This window comes from Bradyrhizobium sp. 61, assembly GCF_023073075.1.
GTDB lineage: Bacteria > Pseudomonadota > Alphaproteobacteria > Rhizobiales > Xanthobacteraceae > Bradyrhizobium > Bradyrhizobium barranii.
The window spans coordinates 338,075-355,581 of record NZ_JADPIU010000082.1; the positions used below are offsets into that span (position 1 = coordinate 338,075).

Sequence of the window (17,507 nt, forward strand, 5' to 3'; positions counted from 1 at the left end):
TCGCTTTGCCTACCCTACGAGAGCTACATCTTGTCTGAGATACCCTTGTCCGGACCGGGATCACGGCCCGCGGCGGCGCTCGTGAGCCGGCCCAGATAATGCGCCCATCCTTTCGCGTGCGCGGCGGCCTGTTCCTCGGTCGGGAGCCCGCTATGGGTCATGCGCAGCAGCGTGCCGCCGTCGCGCTCGATCAGGTCGATCTCGATCAGGCTCGAGCCGGGCGGCACTTCCTGACCGCCCTCCCAGCCGAACGTGTAGGCCAGACGATGCACTGGCACGACCTCGCGGAAGGTGCCGCGGCCGACGCCGCCACGCGGGCCGATGCCCTTGAGGAGATAGAGCCCGCCGGGATGCGGCTCCGTGGTCGCGTCGGAGCCCATCCAGCTCAGGATTTTCTCGGGGTCGGTCAAATAGGCGAAGACGGTGGCGCGGGGGGCTGCGATCTGGGTTTCGCGTCGCACTACGAATGGCTCGGTCATCGGCGATCATCCCTGGGCTGACACTGGCCACATGGCGGCGGCGGAGCTGTGCGTCAAGGATTGCCCGTGACAAAGATGGCCGACCTTCGCCATCATCGGGCCATGCAACTCTCCCGGACCCTTGCCTGGCTCGTCGATGCCGCCTCGGATTGCCCCGGGGCCGACCGTCTGCTCGCGGAACTCGGCGCTCATCTGGTCGCCGACGGTGTGCCGCTTGCGGCAGGCAGCCTGACGTTGGAGGTGCCGCATCCGCTGATCGCGAAGCGGACCTGGCTGTGGCGCGCGGAGAACGGCCGGGTCATCGAGGCGCTCGGCTTCGCACCAAGTGGGCTCGCGCCCGACCCGCCCAATGATGCCGGCCGCCGCTGGCTGCGCGACATCGCGCGCGGCGAGGTGCACGAAGAGGTGGTCGGACGACAAGATGGGCCGCAGCTCGGCTGGATCGGGCCGCGTCCGTTCACCGCAGACGAGATCGAGCAATTGCGCCAGGCTGCGCGTTTCGCCGCGACGCCGCTGGCCGTGCTCGCTGCGCGCGCCACGTTGCGCGCGACGCTCGATGCCTATCTCGGCAAGCGCAGCGCGGAGCGGGTGCTGGCGGCGCCGTTGCGGCGCGATCTCGGCGAGACCATTCAAGCCGCGCTGCTCTATGCGGATCTGCGCAACTTCACGACCTTGTCGGAGACCACACCGCCGGCCGACGTCATCGCAGCGCTCGACGCCTGGTTCGATCGCATCGCCGGTGCCGTTCATGCCTTCGGCGGCGAGGTGCTGAAATTCATCGGCGACGGCGTGCTCGCGATCTTCCCGGTGGTCGAGGCGTCGCCGCGCCGCGCCTGCGACGCCGCGCTGCGTGCCGCAGGCGCAGCCGAAGCCGGCATGGCGTATCTCAACGGGGAGCGCGGCGCTCAAGGACTGCCGCCGCTTGCGTTCGGCGCGGCCCTTCATCTCGGCGAAATACTCTGGGGCAATATCGGCGCCGCCAACAGGCTCGATTTCACGGCGATCGGTCCCGCAGTCAATCTCACCAGCCGGCTCGAGGGATTGTGCAAGCCCCTGGAACGGACCGTGCTGGTATCGGGGGCGCTGGCCGCGGAGACGGACACGCCTCTCGTCGCGCTCGGATCGCATCCGCTGCGCGGCATCGCTTCACCATGCGAGGTGTTTACGCTGCCGGAGACGCAAGCCCGGATATCGTAGCCCGGATGGGATAGCAGCGCTGCCGTAGGGTGGGCAAAGGTGCGCTCTTGCGCGCCGTGCCCACCATCTCACGGCAAGCTGCGGTTTCGATTGGTGGGCACGCTACGCTTTACCCACCCTACCGTTGAAGTCGATTACATCCCGCCCATCTTGCAGACGAGCTTCCACTCTTCCGCCGTCACCGGCTGCACCGACAGGCGCGAATATTTCACCAGCGCCATATCAGCGAGCTTCTTGTCCGCCTTGATCGCGGCCATCGTCACCGGCGTCTTCAAGGGCTTGTCGGCCTTGATGTCGACGCAGACGAATTTTTCGGTCTTGTCGGTCGGATCGGGATAGGCCTCCTTGATGACCTCCGCGATGCCGACGATCTCCTTGCCCTCGTTGGAATGATAGAAGAACGCCTTGTCGCCCTTCTTCATGCTCACGAGGTTTATGCGCGCGGTGTAATTGCGCACGCCGGTCCAGGCCTCGCCCTTGGCGCCCTTCGCCACCTGCTGGTCCCAGGACCACACCGACGGTTCGGATTTCACCAGCCAGTAGTTCATCGCGCGTCCTATCCGTTCGTCATGGCCGGGCTTGTCCCGGCCATCCACGTCTCTGCCACCAATTCAATATCAAGACGTGGATGCCCGCGACAAGCGCGGGCATGACGAGAAAGACGTCATTCCTCTGCCTTGAAGGGGCGCGTCAACAGTCCCGAGATCGCAGCGTCGATCGTGCTCCGGCCGCTCAGGATCGAAGCGACCGCTTCTGATACCGGCATCTCGATGTTGTGCGAAGCTGCGAGTTCGATCAACACAGGTGCGGTGAACTCGCCTTCGGCAAGCTTGCCCGCGGGCGGCTGCTCGCCGCGGCCCAGCGCAAGGCCGTGCGCGAGATTGCGCGATTGCGGGCTCGAGCAGGTCAGGATCAGATCGCCGAGGCCGGACAGGCCCGCGAGCGTCTCGCTGCGCGCGCCGAGGGCACGGCCGAGGCGCGTGAGTTCGGCAAAGCCGCGGGTCGTCAGCGCGGCCTGGGCGGAGGCGCCGAGCTTGCGCCCGGCCGCGATGCCAACCGCGATCGCCAACACGTTCTTGGCCGCACCGCCGATCTCGACGCCGCGGATATCTGTCGTGTGATAGGGCCGGAAGGTCGCCGAGCCGAGCGCCTGCACCAGCGCGCTCGCCAGCGCTTCGTCCTTCGCCGCCAGCGTCACAGCGGTCGGCAAGCCGCGCGCGACGTCGTCGGCAAAGCTCGGGCCCGACAGGATCGCCGGCTGCGCGTGAGGTGCGGCTTCCGCGATGACGTCGGTCATGAATTTATGGGTGCCGTGCTCGATGCCTTTGGCGCAGGCGACGATCGGCACCGGCCTTGCCAGATGCGAGGACAGCATGTTGACCGCGCCGCGCAAATGCTGTGCGGGCGTCGCGATCAGCACCATGTCCGCGCGCGCGGCCTCCGCAAGCTCGTGCGTCACGACGATCTCCGGCGCCAGCCGCACGCCGGGCAACCGCGGATTGTCGCGGGTCGAGGCGATTCGCGCGGCATGTTCGCTGTTGCGCGCCCAGAGCGTCACGTTCCGCCCGGCGCGCGCCGCGACCGTCGCCAGTGCCGTGCCCCATGCGCCCGCACCAATCACCGCGACGGACCGGAACGCCGTCATCGCTAGAATCCCGCCCGCGTGTTGCCGTAACCGGCCGGCGCCGTGGCGTTGGCATCGAGCAACCAGCGTGCGCGGGGTTGGGCTTCCATCGTGTCGATCATGCCGAGCGCCAGGCGCTCGGCGCCGGCCCAGGCGATCATCGCGCCGTTATCGGTGCAGAGCGCGGGCGGCGGCATGATCAGTTGCGTCCCCGCCTGCCGCGCGACGTCATGCAGGGCGCCGCGGATCGCCTGATTGGCCGCGACGCCGCCGGCGGCGACGAGGGCATGCGGAGCGCCGAACTGCTCGCGGAAAAGCCTCAGGCCGACGCTCAGCCGGTCGGCCGTCGAGTCGAGCACTGCGGCCTGAAAACTCGCGCAGAGATCGCTGATATCCTGCGGCGCGATCTCGGTTAACCGGCTCGCCTCGTTGCGCACCGCCGTCTTCAATCCCGACAGCGAGAAATTGGCATCGGGCCGTCCCTGCATCGGGCGCGGGAAGGCGAAGCGCGTGGCATCGCCGCTTGCCGCGGCGCGTTCGACCTGCGGCCCGCCCGGATAGGGCAGGCCCAGCATCTTCGCGACCTTGTCGAAGGCTTCGCCCATCGCGTCGTCGACGGTGGTGCCGAGCCGCACATATTGGCCGACACCGGTGACGGCGACGATCTGGGTATGCCCGCCCGAGGCGAGGAACAGGCAGTAGGGAAATTCAATTCCGTCGGTGAGGCGCGGCGTCAGTGCATGCGCCTCGAGGTGGTTGACCGCGACCAGCGGCGTGTCGTGCACCATCGCGATCGCCTTGGCGGTGGTGAGGCCGACGATGACGCCGCCGATCAGCCCCGGCCCCGCCGCGGCGGCGACACCGTTGAGCTGCGCATAGTCGATGCCGGCCTCGTGCATGGCCCGGTCGATGATGCCGTCGAGGACGTCGACATGCGCGCGCGCGGCGATCTCCGGCACCACGCCGCCGAAGCGGGCATGCTCCTCGATCTGGGACCGCACGATGTTGGACAGGATCTTGCCGCTGCCGTCGGGCGCGCGCTCGATCACGGCCGCGGCGGTCTCGTCGCAGGTGGTTTCGATGCCCAGTACCAGCATTGGCGAATTGTTATCCAATTTGCGCCCTTGCGCTCATCCGTAAAGCAGAGTTCTGGTACGTCCGGTAGCATTCCGGGGTCCACTTGCGCAATCGTCACGCGCAGCCGCCTTCGTGAATGCGTCACCGCCACGTGGTTCGGGAACACAAGCGATGTCCATTCTTGTCACACGGCCGCATCCCGACAATGAGGCGACGGCGGAAAATTTGCGGGCGCGGGGTCATGTGGTGCTGCTCGCCCCGATGCTCAAGTTCGAGCCGGTCGCCTTCCATGACGAGAGTGAGGCCGACTACGGCGCCATCATCGTCACGTCGGCCAATGCGATCCGCGCCGTCGCGCCGCAATTGCAAGATCTTGGCTTAAAGAATCTTGGCCTCCTGGAGCTGCCGCTGTTTGCGGTCGGCGAGCACACGGCTGCCGCGGCGCGCGACGCCGGCTTCGCCGAGGTGATCGTCGCCGGCGGCGATGCCGCGGCCTTGCGCGACAAGGTGATGCAGAGCGCGCGCGACAAGCTGCTGAAGAAGAAAAGCACGCTGCTCTATCTCGCGGGCGCGGATCTGTCGCGCGATCTCGGCGGCGAGCTTGGCGCGGAGGGCTTCAGCGTGGTGACGCAGACCACCTATCGCATGACTCCGGTCAAGATCCTGCCGCGCGATGTCTGCGATGGCTTTGCCACACATGGGATCGAGGCGGTGCTGCACTACTCCCGTCGCAGCGCACGGGCCTTCCTGGATGCGGCACGGGACGAAGGCGTCGAAATCTCGGCGCTGGCGATCCCGCAATGCTGCCTGTCCGAGACGGTCGCCAGCGTGCTGCGCGATGCCGGCGCGTCGCAGGTTCTGGGGGCCGCGACGCCGGACGAAAATGCCCTATTTGATACCTTGGAGCGTGCTTTGCGGACCCGTTTGGCGTAAGAGGTCGGGCCGAATCCGACGCGATCGGGTCCGTTCAGGGCATTTGAGTGTGAGGAACCGTCACGATGGCCGACGACAAGCCTGAAGACGCAGGATTGGCTCCCGAGTCAGGCCGTGCCAAGCGCACCCCGCCCACCATCGACCTTGAGGCAACCGAAGTTTCGACCCAGCCGCAGCCAACGGCGGCCGCTGAGCCGGAGGTTCAGCCGGCGCCGGAGCAGGCCACGCCAGAGCAGGCCACGGTCGAAGAGTCCAAATCCGAAGAGGCCAGGCCTGACCCGGAGCCCGCGCACGCGGAGGCCGCGGTTGCTTCCGCTCCCGCGTCGGCGCCGGTTTCGCCCTGGGTCATTGCGCCGTTCTCCGGCGCGGTCGCAGCCGCAATCGTGATTGCCGTCGGCTGGATGCTGGGCTGGCCCGCCGTGGAGGCGCCGCCGGCCGCGCCGCAGGTCACGAGCGCGACGGTCGACGCGCTCAGCGGACGTGTCGCCGCGGTCGAAGCCAAGGCGGGCAAGCCCGCGGCCGATCCGGCCACGGTGGCGCGGATCGATGCACTGGAGAAATCTGCAAGTGCCTTGCGCAGTGACATCGCCAATCTGCGCGCACAGTCCGACAAGACCGCCAACGACGTGAAATCGGCACCGCGCGCTGCAGCGCCTGATCTTGCCGCTCTCAGCGACCGTATTGCGCAGCTGGAGCGTGCCAGCAAGACGGAGCGCGCCGAGCTCGCACAGCAGGGCGAGAAGATTGCCGACAACAAGGCGACGAATGACAAGCCGCTGCGCCATGTCGTGGCGGCGGCTCTGCTCGACGTCGCGGTTCGGCATGGCGATCCTTACGAATCGCAATTGGCCGCGGCGCGGTCGCTCGCAGCCAAGCCCGATATGCTGAAGCCGCTCGACACCTTTGCATCATCAGGCATTCCGACGCCGGTTGCGCTGAGCCGCGAGCTGCTCAACATCGTGCCCAAGCTCTCGCCGCCGGCGGAAGCCCCGGCCGCCGGTGCCGGTATCGTCGAGCGTCTCCAGGCGGGGGCCTCGAAACTCGTTCGTATCGAGCGCACCGACGGCGTCGGCAATGATCGCGGCGCCATCGTCGCACGGGTGACGGCGGCGGCGCTCCGCAACGATTTCGTCGAGGCGCGGCGCGAGCTGAAGACGCTGTCCGAGGCCGATCGTGCACCGGCACAGGCCTGGCTCGACAAGGCCGATGCGCGCGACGCCGCGCTCGGTGCCTCCCGCAAATTCGCCGACGATGCCATGGCGGATCTCGCCAAGCCCGATCTGGTCAAGCCTGCTCAGTAAAGGTTCGCGCAATAATCAGCGCGTAATAGGGATCGCCATGCTTCGCATCGTCCTCTTCCTCGTCCTGATCGCGCTGGCGGCGGCCGGCGCGGCCTGGGTTGCCGATCAGCCCGGCGATCTCGTCCTGACCGCGGGCAGTTTCCGCGCGTCAACGACGCTTCCGAGGTTCGTGTTTCTGCTCGGCGTCTTTGCAGCAGCGGTCGTGCTGGTCTGGAGCATCGTGACGATGATCTGGCGCGCGCCGGGACGCCTGCGCCGCCGCCGCCATGAGAAACGCCATGCGCGCGGCCGCCATGCCATCACCCACGGCCTGCTCGCGATCGGTCACGGCGATACCGCCCTCGCCCGCCGTCACGCCGATACTGCGCGGCGGCTGGCCGCGAACGATCCGCTCGCACTGCTGCTGCACGCGCAGTCGGCCCAGCTCGAAGGCAATCGCGACGAGGCGCAGCGCGTCTTCCGCGTCATGGCCGAGCGCGAGGATACGCGGCTGCTCGGCCTGCGCGGCCTGTTCATCGAGGCGCAGCGCGCCGACGATGCGGTCGGCGCCGTGATGATCGCGGAGGAAGCGATCAAGCTGTCGCCGTCCTCGACCTGGGCCTCGCACGCGGTGCTCGGCTTCCGCTGCGCGCGCGGCGACTGGAGCGGCGCGCTAGCGATCCTGGATTCGAATCTGTCCGCGGGTCTGATCGACAAGGCGGCCTATCGCCGCCAGCGCGGCGTGCTGCTCACGGCCCGCGCGCTGGAATTGGAAACCATGGACCGCGACGTGGCGCGCGAGAGCGTGATGGAGGCGATCAAGCTCGCGCCGACGCTGGTGCCGGCCGCGGTGCTCGCCGCCAAGTTCGAGAGCGAAGCGCATCAGGTGCGCCGCTCCATGAAGCTGGTCGAGGCCGCGTGGCTCGCCAATCCGCATCCGGATCTCGCCGACGCCTATGCGCATGTGAAGCTCGGCGATTCCGCGCGGCAGCGCTTGCAGCGGGTCGAGACGCTGGCGGCCAAGACGCCGGCCGACAAGGCGGGCCATGTCGAGGGCCAGCTCGCGATTGCGCGCGGCGCGATCGACGCCTCCGAGTTCGCGCGTGCGCGTGCGGTGCTGGCCCCTTACGTCAATGATCCGACCCAGCGCGTCGCGCTGCTGATGGCCGAGCTCGAGCGCACCGAGCACGGCGACGGCGGCCGTGCCCGCGCCTGGACCCTGCGCGCGGTGCGCGCCCGCCACGATCCGGCCTGGACCGCGGACGGCTATGTCAGCGACCGCTGGCGTCCGGTCTCGCCGGTCACCGGCCGTCTCGATGCCTTCCAGTGGCAAACGCCGGTCGCGAGCCTGCCCTCCGACAAGGGCGCCACGATCGAATCCTCGGCCTTCGAGGAAGCCATGCTGGCCGCCCCGCCGCCGAAGCGGGTGACGGCAGCCCCGAGCGAAGCCCCGGTGGAACCGCCCGTGGCTGCACCGGATCCGGTCCCCGCCGCACAGGACAATTCGCCCCCGGAGGCCAAGGAAACGACCGGGGAAGCCGCCAAGGAAGAGCCTGCGGTTACGCCGGCCGCCGAGCCGGTCAATCCCGCCCCTGAGGCGGCCGAATCATCGCCGGAGGCGGCAACGCCGGTGTTCCGGACCCGCGCCGACCTCGGCAAGCCTGCGCCGGCCCCGGTCCAGGCCGTCATCCCCATCGTCCGCGCCCCCGATGATCCCGGGATCGATGACGAGGGTCCGAGCGATGAATTTGCGGAACAAATCGGCACGCCCAGAACCCATGCAAAGGCCCAGGCCGGCGGCTGGCGCGGATTCTGGTCCCGCTGGGGCGCGTGAGGCACATTTCGAAGCCCGCTCCACCTTGCCAATTCGGGCCATGCCCGATATCAGGAGCGCGCGTATCGGGACCTGCACTGCGCGGGTCCCGGCAGGGTTCGCCGCAATAGCTCAGTTGGTAGAGCACGTCATTCGTAATGACGGGGTCGGGGGTTCGAATCCCTCTTGCGGCACCATTTATCGCTCTGATTTTTCGTTGTTTTCCGCGCCGTTGCTTCATCCTCCGATGCAGCCTCGCCGCGAGACGGCATGCCATCGCCTCAGACTTTGCGCAGGCTTTCGATTTCCCACAGCGCCAGTTGCCGCCGGTCGAACGGTGGGACGTAATCGTCCAGCACCTTGATCGGCGGCGGGAAGTTGTAGGGCGGAGCGCTCAGATCGATGGAGAAGAAGTCACCCGTGCGGATCGCACGATTTCGGCCCGCCGGGTAAGTGGTCGTCAGGAGATACTTGATGTTGGATCGACGAATGTTGTCGATTGCTTGAAAAATCATCTCTTCGGAAAGATGAATGAAGCAATCGCGGCAGAGCAGCAGGTCAGCTTCCGGGAGCGGATCGTTGCAGAGATCGATCCGGAGGAACGTGCGATCTGGGCGACTGTATTGGTCACCCGTTCGCGCAATCAGTTCCGGAACGATGTCTCCTCCAATGTAGCGAGAAATTGGAAGTTCGATCTTCGACAACCAATGAAAATCACCACAAGGCAAATCGAGCAGGGTACGGATCCCGAGGTCGCCAACCAGACCAGGAAGGCTTTCTCGCACCCTTTGGGTATTGTGCAGCGTGGATCCGCCGCCGGAAGCGGTTTCCTTGTAACCCCAGACGTTGCGACGATAGATCTCGCCGAACACCTCGCCAGGCGTTCCACGGAGATTGCGCACCATCTGCGTACGCAACCAAATCAGCGCGGGCTCTGGTAACGTCTGGCGCGCGATGTCGATAGCGGTCGAGAAAAAGGCCGTCTGACGTAACCAGTCTGCAAACTTGTCGAACACATCGCCCCCATATTGTCGCAAGCTAGACCCGCGCGAACCTGAATTGTTGCGTGCCGCGCTCGGTGGGATCCGGGCCCCGCTCAGTGATGCGAAATCCCTCATGGGCCTGGATGAATGCTTGCTCGGAGATCCAATTGCGCTCGTATCTGACGAGCTTCTCCCTGGAGGCGAGCAACGATCCTGGACCGTTGTCGCTCAGGTACGAGGTCTGAACCTCTCGCCGGATCTCTTCGCTGATCGGAACGCGGTACCATGCCAACGTTGCCGGCCGAACCGAGCACAGCGTTCTGACGGTCTCCAATGCATCCGGGACGTACTGTATGGCCCCATTCGAGTGGAGGAGATCGACACTGCCGAGCCAGTCGGCGGCCTGGTCGATGCGCTCGAAAAACATCAGCCTATCGGTGCCAAGCTCCTTGGCGCGCTGCACCATTGCTGGCGTCTCAACCACCGCCCATCGAATGTCCGGGCATTGCCGGCGCGCCACCTTGTAATGCAGGCCAGCACCTCCGCCGAAATCGAGAACCGTGTTCATGCCCGCGACCAGCGGCCAGTCGCTGTCCGGGCTGTAGTTGATTGTCTTCAGGAAAATCGTTTCGACCAGTTCCGGATTCTCGTACCCCTGAACAACCTCTCGCGGCGGCAGCAGCTTACGCTTCACTCGCTGGATGAAGGTCATAACGGGCGGACTCGGCACGCCTTGTGATACGTGTCGAGCGTCTACCACAATCAGAAACATTTGGAAACAATCGCGAAACGCGACATGACGTTGCGGGTCGATCGCCGCGAATGCTGATCGCGGGTTCAAGACCGAGCGCGCAGTCTACGTGATGACAGTCACATAACGCAGACCAGATCTCCCCTAATTTCCCGGTCACGCAAACACGGGGAGATTTCACATGCGCAAGATCATTCTGGTCGCCGCCATGGTCCTGGCTTCCGCGTCTGCCCATGCTGCCGACCGCAGCCTGTCGCTGGCCACGGCGACGGCCGCTCCGCAGGCCACCACGACCATCGCCCCGATGACACAAATCAGCGAAGTCGCGCCGGCCACGGAAGCTCCGAAATACGTCGATCGTCCGCCGGCAGTCTCGGCCCCTGCTCCCGCCGCGGCGACGGCTCCTGCCGTGACCGCGACAACGACGACCTCAGCGCCGGCGGCGACTGCCACGAAGACCGCAAAGGCGGGCAAGCCGAAGCACAAGCGCAGCTGGACCGAAGGCCGCATCATCAGCGAGCTGCATCGCCACGGCATCTACTGGTAAGGCCGCGACTCGCTGCAAAAGCAAATGGCCGGGCAAGAGCCCGGCCATGCGCGTATTGAGGAAGCGTTGCGGGCTTACTGCGACACCGTCTGCACCACGCTCGTTATCGGACGCGCGCTCGACGTCGGCACCTTCAGGTCCTTCAGCAGCGCCTCGTCATATTCCGGCAGCGTCTGGAGCGTTGCCTTGGCCTTCATCTGCACGACCTTGTAGCCGCCAGCCTTCAGCCGCGCGAGCAGCGCCGGCATCGCTTCGCCGGTGTGCTTCTGGAAGTCGTGCATCAGGATGATGCCCTTGCCGAGCTTGTCGAGCTTGGTCATCACGTTGTCGACGATCTTCTCCGGCGTGGCACCTTTCCTGAAGTCGAAGGAGTCGATGTCGGTCGAGAACATCGCGACATTGCGGGTGCCGAAATAGCTCACCATCGCCGGATTGTGCTGAAGCTGCGGGAAGCGGAAGAACGGTGCCGGGTTGGTGCCGAGCGCGAACCTCACCGCGCTGAAGCCCTTCTCGACCTCGTCCTTGACCTGTTGCTCCGTCATCTTCTTGCTGTTCAGGTTGACGTGCGACCAGGTGTGCGTGCCGACCGTGTGGCCCTGGGCCAGCACCTGGCGCAGGATTTCCGGATGATAGGTCGCGTGCTTGCCGACCGAGAAGAACAAGCCCTTGGTGCATTCATCCCCGAGCGCCTTCAGCACCGCGGGCGTGTTGACCGGCCACGGACCGTCGTCGAAGGTCAGCACGACCTCCTTGTCGGTGAGGAAGTCGAACTGCTTGAAATGCTCGAAGCCGAAGCCGGGTCCGCCGGTGGTGTCGATCTCGACCACGCGGGCAACGCCGAGCGCGTTCGGATTGGCGCAGGTCGACCGCTGCTGCACCGGCATGGCCGGAGCGGGCGCAGGCGCCGCTGCCTGAGCAACCGCCGTCGGCCTGGCCGCGATCGCCGCGGTGGTCTCGACGTCATCCTTGGCGGCGAGCTTCGCCTGTGCCGGCAATTGATCGGCGGCACGGGCGGCCGTTGTTTTGGGGGCGCCCTGATCGGCGCGCGCGGAATAATAAAACCAACCGCCGACGGCGATCACGACCGCCGCAACTACACTGGCCAGCATCAGGCCCAACGCATTACGCATCGCTATTCTTTCCAATTACGCAACCAACCCTGCGGAATCTCCCGCGCGACGAGCCATTAATGCGAAGGAACAGTTAACGTGACACCAACACGACGGCGTTTGCGCCGGATTTTCAGCGAGGTGCGCCATGTGACGGAGGTCACAGATGGGCGGCCACCCGTGACCGTCATCACAGTGGAAACTGTTTTGCCGGAGCATCGTAGTTCCCACCAACAACGGGCCCCGCTTCCAGCGGCGCCCACGGGAGCTTCAAATGACCAAGTCTTTTTCTGCCAAATCGCTGACGAGTAGGATCCGCGACACCAGCCTGGCCCTGGGCTTTGCCGCCATCGTCTCGATCGTCTCGACGACCGCGAGCTTCGCCTTCTCGGCCGAAGCGCAGCAGCAGTGCACCGGCGATGCCTTCCGTCTGTGCTCCTCGGAAATCCCCAACGTCCCGAAGATCACGGCGTGCATGATGAAGCATCGCTCTGATCTGAGCGCCGGCTGCCGCGCGGTGATGGACAAGGACCTCGCAAAGGGCGCCTCACGCAAGGTCGCTGACGCCCAGGACAGGCAGTAGGACAACGCGCAACGGCAATCGTTGTTGGCTCCCCTCGCGATGTGCTCCCGGCGTCAAGCCGGGGCCACGCGCGCCAGTCCCGCTCGGCAATAAAGCCGTTGCGGCTCCGGGATCGTCGCACTAGCTTCGCCCGCACATCCTTGGGGTAGAGGCATTACGCGATGACCAGATTTCTTTTCATTGTTTCTTTGATTCTGTGCGCATCGAGCGCCTCAGCGCAACAGCAGCCCGGCCACGATGCCTGCGCGCGCGATGTGACGCGCTTCTGCCGTGCCGTGATGAACAATGGCGATGGCGCAGTGCTCGCTTGCCTCAAGCAGAACCGCACCCGCCTCAGCAAAGCCTGCGACAAGGTGCTGACGGATCACGGGCAGTAAGACGTGCCGTCGCAGCCCGGATGAGCGAAATCCGGGGTCTGCCCGCGCGGTGAGATCGTCCCGGATTGCGCTTCGCGCCATCCGGGCTACCTTCCGAGAGAATCTACGTGCTGCTTCCCGCCGCGCTCGCGACCACCGGCAGCACCTCGGCGCCGGCACGATCCGGCGTCTCTTCCTTCCAGCGCACCGAGCCGAACGGACGCTCCAGCATGCGGCGGATCCGCACCGGATCGGGGCCGATGTGGAAATCGATCGCCTGCTGATGCCACGCGCGTTCGGACTGCGTCGAGCGGTTGCGCTGGCGCAAGTAATCGAGCCAGGTCGGACAGTGGTAGCGCTCGGTCCACAATTCGGGGTCGGCGATGTCGCGCGCGATCGACCAGCCATAGGCGCCGTTGCGCTGCCGGGAGAGCTGCACGTCCTGCATCACATTGTGGAAGGCGCGCGCGTTCTCCTGGGACACCCTGTATTCGATCTCAACCACCAGCGGCCCGCTGCGCGCCGTGAGCGACAGTTTGACTTCCGGATCGGCGAGCACGTCCGCGTCCTCGTTGCGGGCGCCGACGCGCGGCATCGCCAGCCAAATGCCCAGCACCGGCGAGATCAGCATCAGGCTGGCGGCCGTCAGTAGCGCGACCTCGACGCCGGCGTAATCGGTGAGATGGCCCCAGCCCCAGGCGCCGATCGCGATGCCGCCGGATATCGAGGCCTGGAACGCCGCGAGCGAACGGCCCGCGACCCAGCGCGGCGCCGAGAGCTGCACGCCGATGTTGAATAGCGCGACGGCCGCCATCCAGACCGCACCGGCGAGCACAAGCGCCGCCGCCGTCAACACCGGCTCCGTGCTCACGGCAAGCGCGGCCATCGCAAATGCCATCGAGATGGTGCAGGCGCGGATCGCGGCCTCGCCGCTCATGCGCTTGCGCAATTCATGGATGTTGAGCGCACCGACGACGGCGCCCATGCCGAAGGCACCCAGCATGATGCCGTAGGTCTGCGCGCCGCCATGCAGCAGGTCGCGCGCGATCAACGGCATCAGCGCCATGATGGCGCCGCCGATCAGGCCCATCACCAGCGTGCGCAACAGCACGATCTTGATCGGCGGCGAATTGGTGATGTAGCGGAAGCCCGAGACCATCGCGCGGTTGAGCTTCTCCCGCGGCAGGCGCGAGGGCTCGGTATTGCGCCGCCAGAGCAGCAGCACCACCAGCAGCGGCAGATAGAGGATCGCGTTGCAGGCAAACGCGGCCACCGCGCCGAGCGAGGCGACGATGACGCCGCCGACCGCGGGGCCGAAGCTGCGTGCAATATTGTAGCTGATGCCGTTCAGTGCGACGGCTGACGGCAGTGATTCGGGCGGGACCTGCTCGCTGACCGAGGATTGCCACGCCGGCCCGAACAGCGCATTGCCGCTGCCCACCACGAAGCAGAAGACGAGCAGCGTTTCCGGAGTGATCAGCTTGAGCCAGGCCAGCACCGTCAGCGCAGTCGCGCCGATCAGCGCGATCGCGAGCGAAATCAAGGTCACGATGCGCCGGTCATACATGTCGGCGATGGCGCCGGCCGGCATCGAGATCAACATGATCGGCAGCATCAGCGCGGTCTGCACCAGCGCCACCTTGTCGGCCGAGGCCGCCATCTGCGTCATCGCCCAGGCCGCGCCCACGCCCTGGATCAAGAGGCCAAGATTGGAGAGCAGGCTGGCGAGCCAGATGCGCCGGAACACGGTGTACCGCAGGGGTGCGGCGATGCCGTCGCCGGCGAATTTCTGACGGTTCGGCTGTTCGGTCATATCCCCTTCCATATGGGCTGGCAGAAGTGGTCTTGGAATGGTCTTTGGGTGATTCCGGCAGGTTCAGTGATGCCTGCGAAAGTCCTTCGCTGTCCAGTGGTTAGGCCGGTATAAGCGGTCCAAAGACGTGGTTTTTCCGGAGAAACATATGAAGCTGTCGCGACGGTCGATCCTGCTAGGGGCAGGCAGCTTGCCTTTCGCGGTTGCGAGCTTGCGGACAGGCGCGCTGGCGCAGACCGCGCCCACGGCTCAGAATGCCGAGGTGCCGCCGATCCTGTTCGTCCACGGCAATGGTGAATACGACGCGGTCTGGATGACGACGCTTTGGCGGATGGAATCCAACGGCGTCGCGCGCGATCGCATGATGGCGATCAATTTCACGGATCCGCTGGCGCGCAGCGACGACAAGGTCGAGCAAGCGGGCCGCTCCTCGACCGGGGACCAGCGCCGCGAGCTCGCGGCGGCCATCGCGGAATTGAAGCGCCGCACCGGCGCGGCCCGCGTGGCGCTGGTCGGCAGTTCGCGCGGTGGCTACGCCATTCGCAACGTCATCAGGAACGGCGGTGCCGGCGATGTCAGCCATGCCGTGCTGTGCGGCACGCCCAATCACGGCGTGTTCGCGACCGACGACCAGCCGAACAACGAATTCAATGGCCGCGGTACATTTCTGCGCGGCCTGAATGAGGGCGAGAGCGAGGTGACGCCGGGCACGGCCTTCCTCACCCTGCGCAGCGATGGCATGGACAAGTACGCGCAAGCCGACGGCCGCTTCATCGGCAAGCCCGGCACGCCGACCGGCGTTACCGTCGAAGGGCCGGAGTTGACGGGCGCCACCAATCTCGTGCTCGTCGCGCTCGACCATCGCGAAGTGGCGTTTCACCCGCGTGCCTTCCGCGAGATCTACAAATTCATTGCCGGCCGCGAGCCCGCGCGCATCGCGATTGTGCCGGAGCAGAGCGTCAGGTTGAGCGGCCTTGTGACCGGTACGCCAGGCGGCGTGTCGACCAATCGCCCGGTGGCGGGTGCAACCGTCGATGTCTTCCGCGTCGATCCTGATACCGGGGAGCGCAAAGGCGGCGCGGTGCACAGCGCGAAGACCGGCGCCGACGGCCGCTGGGGTCCGGCGCAGGTCGAGCCTTCCTGGTTCCTCGAATTCGTCCTGACATCGCCCGACGCGCCGACGACGCATATCTACCGCTCGCCGTTCGCGCGCTCGTCCGATGTCGTGCATCTGCGTGCCGCGCGCCCGCTCGGGCCGGCGGACAAGGATGCCGGCGCCGTCGTGATCATGTCACGCCCGCGCGGCTATTTCGGCCTGCCGCGGGACGTGGTGCTGCTCGACGGCAAGGAGCCAGCCGACGTCAAGCCGGGTGTGCCCACGGATTCGGCAGCAACCTTGCGGCTCCCGGCCGCGGAGGCCGGGCGTAACGTTGTGGCCCAGTTCGGCGAAGAACGAATTGTGGCGCGCGCCTGGCCCGCCTCCGAGAACAGGATTGCGATTGCCGAGCTGACTTACTAGCTATTGGCCTGGGTTATATCTGCGGGAGAGAGCCATGAACATCGCCAGTGTGCGTCGGCCCATCATCCCTCCGACCCCGCCGCGTGCGCCCGACGACATGTCGTTTCTCGGCCGGGTCGCGGTCCTCAAGCAGAACATGATCGCGACCTGGGGCCAGCGTGCCTACGAAGAAGAGGTCATCAAGGGCCGCTTTTTCCTCCACAACAGCTTCATTCTGAATCAGCCGAATGCAATTCGGCATGTCCTGCTCAGCAATTATGAAAACTACACGCGCACGCCGGCGGGGATCCGCATGCTGCGTCCGGTGCTCGGCGAAGGAGTTCTGATCGCGGAAGGCCACGCCTGGGCGCATCAGCGCCGTACGCTCGCGCCGGCCTTCACGCCGCGTGCGACCGCAAATCTCGTCCCGCACATGACCGCGGTGCTCGACGAGACCATCACAAAGCTCGATGCGCGAACAAGCGAGCCGGTCGATCTGCGCGAGACGATGCAGCGCATGACGCTGGAGATCGCCGGGCGCACGATGTTCTCGTTCGGCATGGACCGTCACGGCCCGACCTTGCGCAACTTCGTCATGGAATACGGAGCGCGGCTGGGACGGCCCTATTTCCTCGACATGCTGCTGCCGGTGTCCTGGCCGACCCCGATGGATTTTGCCCGCGCGCGCTTCCGCAAGCGCTGGACCGAATTCGTCGCGATGCTGATCGCCGAGCGCCGCACGATGGGCAAGAAGGACGGCGCGCCGCCGCGCGACCTGTTCGATCTCATGGACGCGGCGCGCGATCCCGAAACCGGCAAGGGCTTTTCGGACGCGCAACTCGTCGACGAGGTCGCGACCATGATCCTGGCGGGTCACGAGACCACGGCGACGGCGCTGTTCTGGGCGCTCTATCTGCTCGCGCTCGATCCGGAGACGCAGGAGGAAGTTGCCTCCGAGACCCATGGCGAGCATCTCGACAGTATGGCCGATATCGATCGCCAGAAGTTCACCCGTGCGGTGATCGAGGAGACCATGCGGCTCTATCCGCCGGCCTTCCTGGTCGCGCGCGCCGCGCGCGAGAAGGACAATGCGGCCGGCGTCGAGATCGGCAAGGGCGACATCATCATGATCGCGCCCTGGCTGCTGCACCGGCATGAGAAGCTGTGGGATCAGCCGAACGCCTTCATTCCAAAACGCTTCATGTCGAACGAGGCGCCCGACCGTTTCGCTTACCTGCCGTTCGGCGCGGGTCCGCGCGTCTGCATCGGCGCGCCGTTCGCGCAAGCCGAATCCGTGCTGGCGCTGGCCCGGTTGATCGGCGCGTTCCGTATCGAGCTTGCCGACAGGGTTCCGGTGATCCCGCTCGGCGTCGTGACGACCCAGCCGGACCACTCACCTTTGTTCCGCATCACGCGTCGGTGACAGACATTCGTCTGCCCGATGGCGCGATCCACCCCAGATAG

Annotated in this window: 17 protein-coding genes and 1 tRNA gene; 10 read left to right on the top strand and 8 right to left on the bottom strand. The window is 66.1% G+C overall.

The genetic code is table 11. The features are described 5' to 3' along the window. Positions 1–23 precede the first annotated feature (23 nt). A complete protein-coding gene (locus IVB46_RS32485) occupies positions 24–479 on the bottom strand; it encodes an SRPBCC family protein (RefSeq protein WP_063980321.1) in 456 nt (151 codons plus the stop codon). A gap of 102 nt (positions 480–581) precedes the next feature. Between IVB46_RS32485 and IVB46_RS32490 the strand changes: the two genes are divergently transcribed. Beyond that, positions 582–1,676, top strand: coding sequence for an adenylate/guanylate cyclase domain-containing protein (locus IVB46_RS32490; RefSeq protein WP_247344390.1), 1,095 nt, complete (start codon positions 582–584; stop codon positions 1,674–1,676). 134 nt (positions 1,677–1,810) lie between these two features. Here the strand turns inward: IVB46_RS32490 and IVB46_RS32495 are convergent, their stop codons facing one another. The 3 genes from IVB46_RS32495 to tsaD all read right to left on the bottom strand — a co-directional run bounded on the left by IVB46_RS32495 (position 1,811) and on the right by tsaD (position 4,397). Beyond that, complete coding sequence (locus IVB46_RS32495; RefSeq protein WP_247306938.1) at positions 1,811–2,224, bottom strand: EVE domain-containing protein; 414 nt, start codon at positions 2,222–2,224, stop codon at positions 1,811–1,813. Between the two features lie 116 nt (positions 2,225–2,340). After that, the gene (locus IVB46_RS32500; protein WP_247306573.1) at positions 2,341–3,321 is read right to left on the bottom strand and encodes an NAD(P)H-dependent glycerol-3-phosphate dehydrogenase; all 981 of its coding nucleotides are present in this window, start codon (positions 3,319–3,321) and stop codon (positions 2,341–2,343) included. A 2-nt stretch (positions 3,322–3,323) separates the two neighbouring features. Beyond that, positions 3,324–4,397: a tRNA (adenosine(37)-N6)-threonylcarbamoyltransferase complex transferase subunit TsaD gene (gene tsaD, locus IVB46_RS32505; protein WP_071908722.1), complete on the bottom strand. Its 1,074-nt coding sequence runs from the start codon at positions 4,395–4,397 to the stop codon at positions 3,324–3,326. Positions 4,398–4,548: 151 nt separating this feature from the next. Between tsaD and IVB46_RS32510 the strand changes: the two genes are divergently transcribed. The 4 genes from IVB46_RS32510 (at position 4,549) to IVB46_RS32525 (ending at position 8,600) form a co-directional block, all read left to right on the top strand. Beyond that, on the top strand, positions 4,549–5,310 hold the full coding sequence (locus tag IVB46_RS32510; RefSeq protein WP_247306576.1) for a uroporphyrinogen-III synthase: 762 nt from the start codon (positions 4,549–4,551) through the stop codon (positions 5,308–5,310). A gap of 65 nt (positions 5,311–5,375) precedes the next feature. Further along, positions 5,376–6,611 (top strand): hypothetical protein, encoded by a 1,236-nt coding sequence (locus tag IVB46_RS32515; protein ID WP_247306578.1) that lies wholly within the window; start codon positions 5,376–5,378, stop codon positions 6,609–6,611. A 37-nt stretch (positions 6,612–6,648) separates the two neighbouring features. Then, positions 6,649–8,424 carry a heme biosynthesis HemY N-terminal domain-containing protein gene (locus IVB46_RS32520; RefSeq protein WP_247306581.1) on the top strand — a complete coding sequence of 592 codons (1,776 nt, stop codon included), beginning with the start codon at positions 6,649–6,651 and terminating at the stop codon, positions 8,422–8,424. Positions 8,425–8,524: 100 nt separating this feature from the next. Beyond that, positions 8,525–8,600, top strand: a tRNA-Thr gene (locus tag IVB46_RS32525). Positions 8,601–8,684: 84 nt separating this feature from the next. On the opposite strand, the gene IVB46_RS32530 is transcribed toward IVB46_RS32525, so the two are convergent. Both IVB46_RS32530 and IVB46_RS32535 read right to left on the bottom strand, forming a co-directional pair. Continuing rightward, the gene (locus IVB46_RS32530; protein WP_247306583.1) at positions 8,685–9,419 is read right to left on the bottom strand and encodes a class I SAM-dependent methyltransferase; all 735 of its coding nucleotides are present in this window, start codon (positions 9,417–9,419) and stop codon (positions 8,685–8,687) included. Positions 9,420–9,441: 22 nt separating this feature from the next. After that, positions 9,442–10,098: a hypothetical protein gene (locus IVB46_RS32535; RefSeq protein ID WP_247306585.1), complete on the bottom strand. Its 657-nt coding sequence runs from the start codon at positions 10,096–10,098 to the stop codon at positions 9,442–9,444. A gap of 220 nt (positions 10,099–10,318) precedes the next feature. Between IVB46_RS32535 and IVB46_RS32540 the strand changes: the two genes are divergently transcribed. Beyond that, positions 10,319–10,684 carry a hypothetical protein gene (locus IVB46_RS32540; RefSeq protein WP_247306586.1) on the top strand — a complete coding sequence of 122 codons (366 nt, stop codon included), beginning with the start codon at positions 10,319–10,321 and terminating at the stop codon, positions 10,682–10,684. A 74-nt stretch (positions 10,685–10,758) separates the two neighbouring features. Here IVB46_RS32540 and IVB46_RS32545 read toward each other — a convergent pair whose 3' ends face one another. After that, entirely contained in the window at positions 10,759–11,814 is a 1,056-nt protein-coding gene (locus IVB46_RS32545; RefSeq protein ID WP_063980332.1) for a polysaccharide deacetylase family protein, read from the bottom strand. A gap of 253 nt (positions 11,815–12,067) precedes the next feature. On the opposite strand from IVB46_RS32545, the gene IVB46_RS32550 reads away from it, so the two are divergent. Both IVB46_RS32550 and IVB46_RS32555 read left to right on the top strand, forming a co-directional pair. Then, the gene (locus IVB46_RS32550; RefSeq protein ID WP_247306588.1) at positions 12,068–12,376 is read left to right on the top strand and encodes a hypothetical protein; all 309 of its coding nucleotides are present in this window, start codon (positions 12,068–12,070) and stop codon (positions 12,374–12,376) included. 161 nt (positions 12,377–12,537) lie between these two features. Then, on the top strand, positions 12,538–12,753 hold the full coding sequence (locus IVB46_RS32555) for a hypothetical protein (protein ID WP_063980334.1): 216 nt from the start codon (positions 12,538–12,540) through the stop codon (positions 12,751–12,753). A 103-nt stretch (positions 12,754–12,856) separates the two neighbouring features. Here the strand turns inward: IVB46_RS32555 and IVB46_RS32560 are convergent, their stop codons facing one another. Beyond that, positions 12,857–14,545 (bottom strand): MFS transporter, encoded by a 1,689-nt coding sequence (locus IVB46_RS32560; protein WP_247344281.1) that lies wholly within the window; start codon positions 14,543–14,545, stop codon positions 12,857–12,859. A 148-nt stretch (positions 14,546–14,693) separates the two neighbouring features. Between IVB46_RS32560 and IVB46_RS32565 the strand changes: the two genes are divergently transcribed. Further along, a complete protein-coding gene (locus IVB46_RS32565; RefSeq protein ID WP_247306589.1) occupies positions 14,694–16,064 on the top strand; it encodes a hydrolase in 1,371 nt (456 codons plus the stop codon). A 34-nt stretch (positions 16,065–16,098) separates the two neighbouring features. Then, a complete protein-coding gene (locus IVB46_RS32570; RefSeq protein ID WP_063980337.1) occupies positions 16,099–17,466 on the top strand; it encodes a cytochrome P450 in 1,368 nt (455 codons plus the stop codon). Positions 17,467–17,507: the final 41 nt, after the last annotated feature.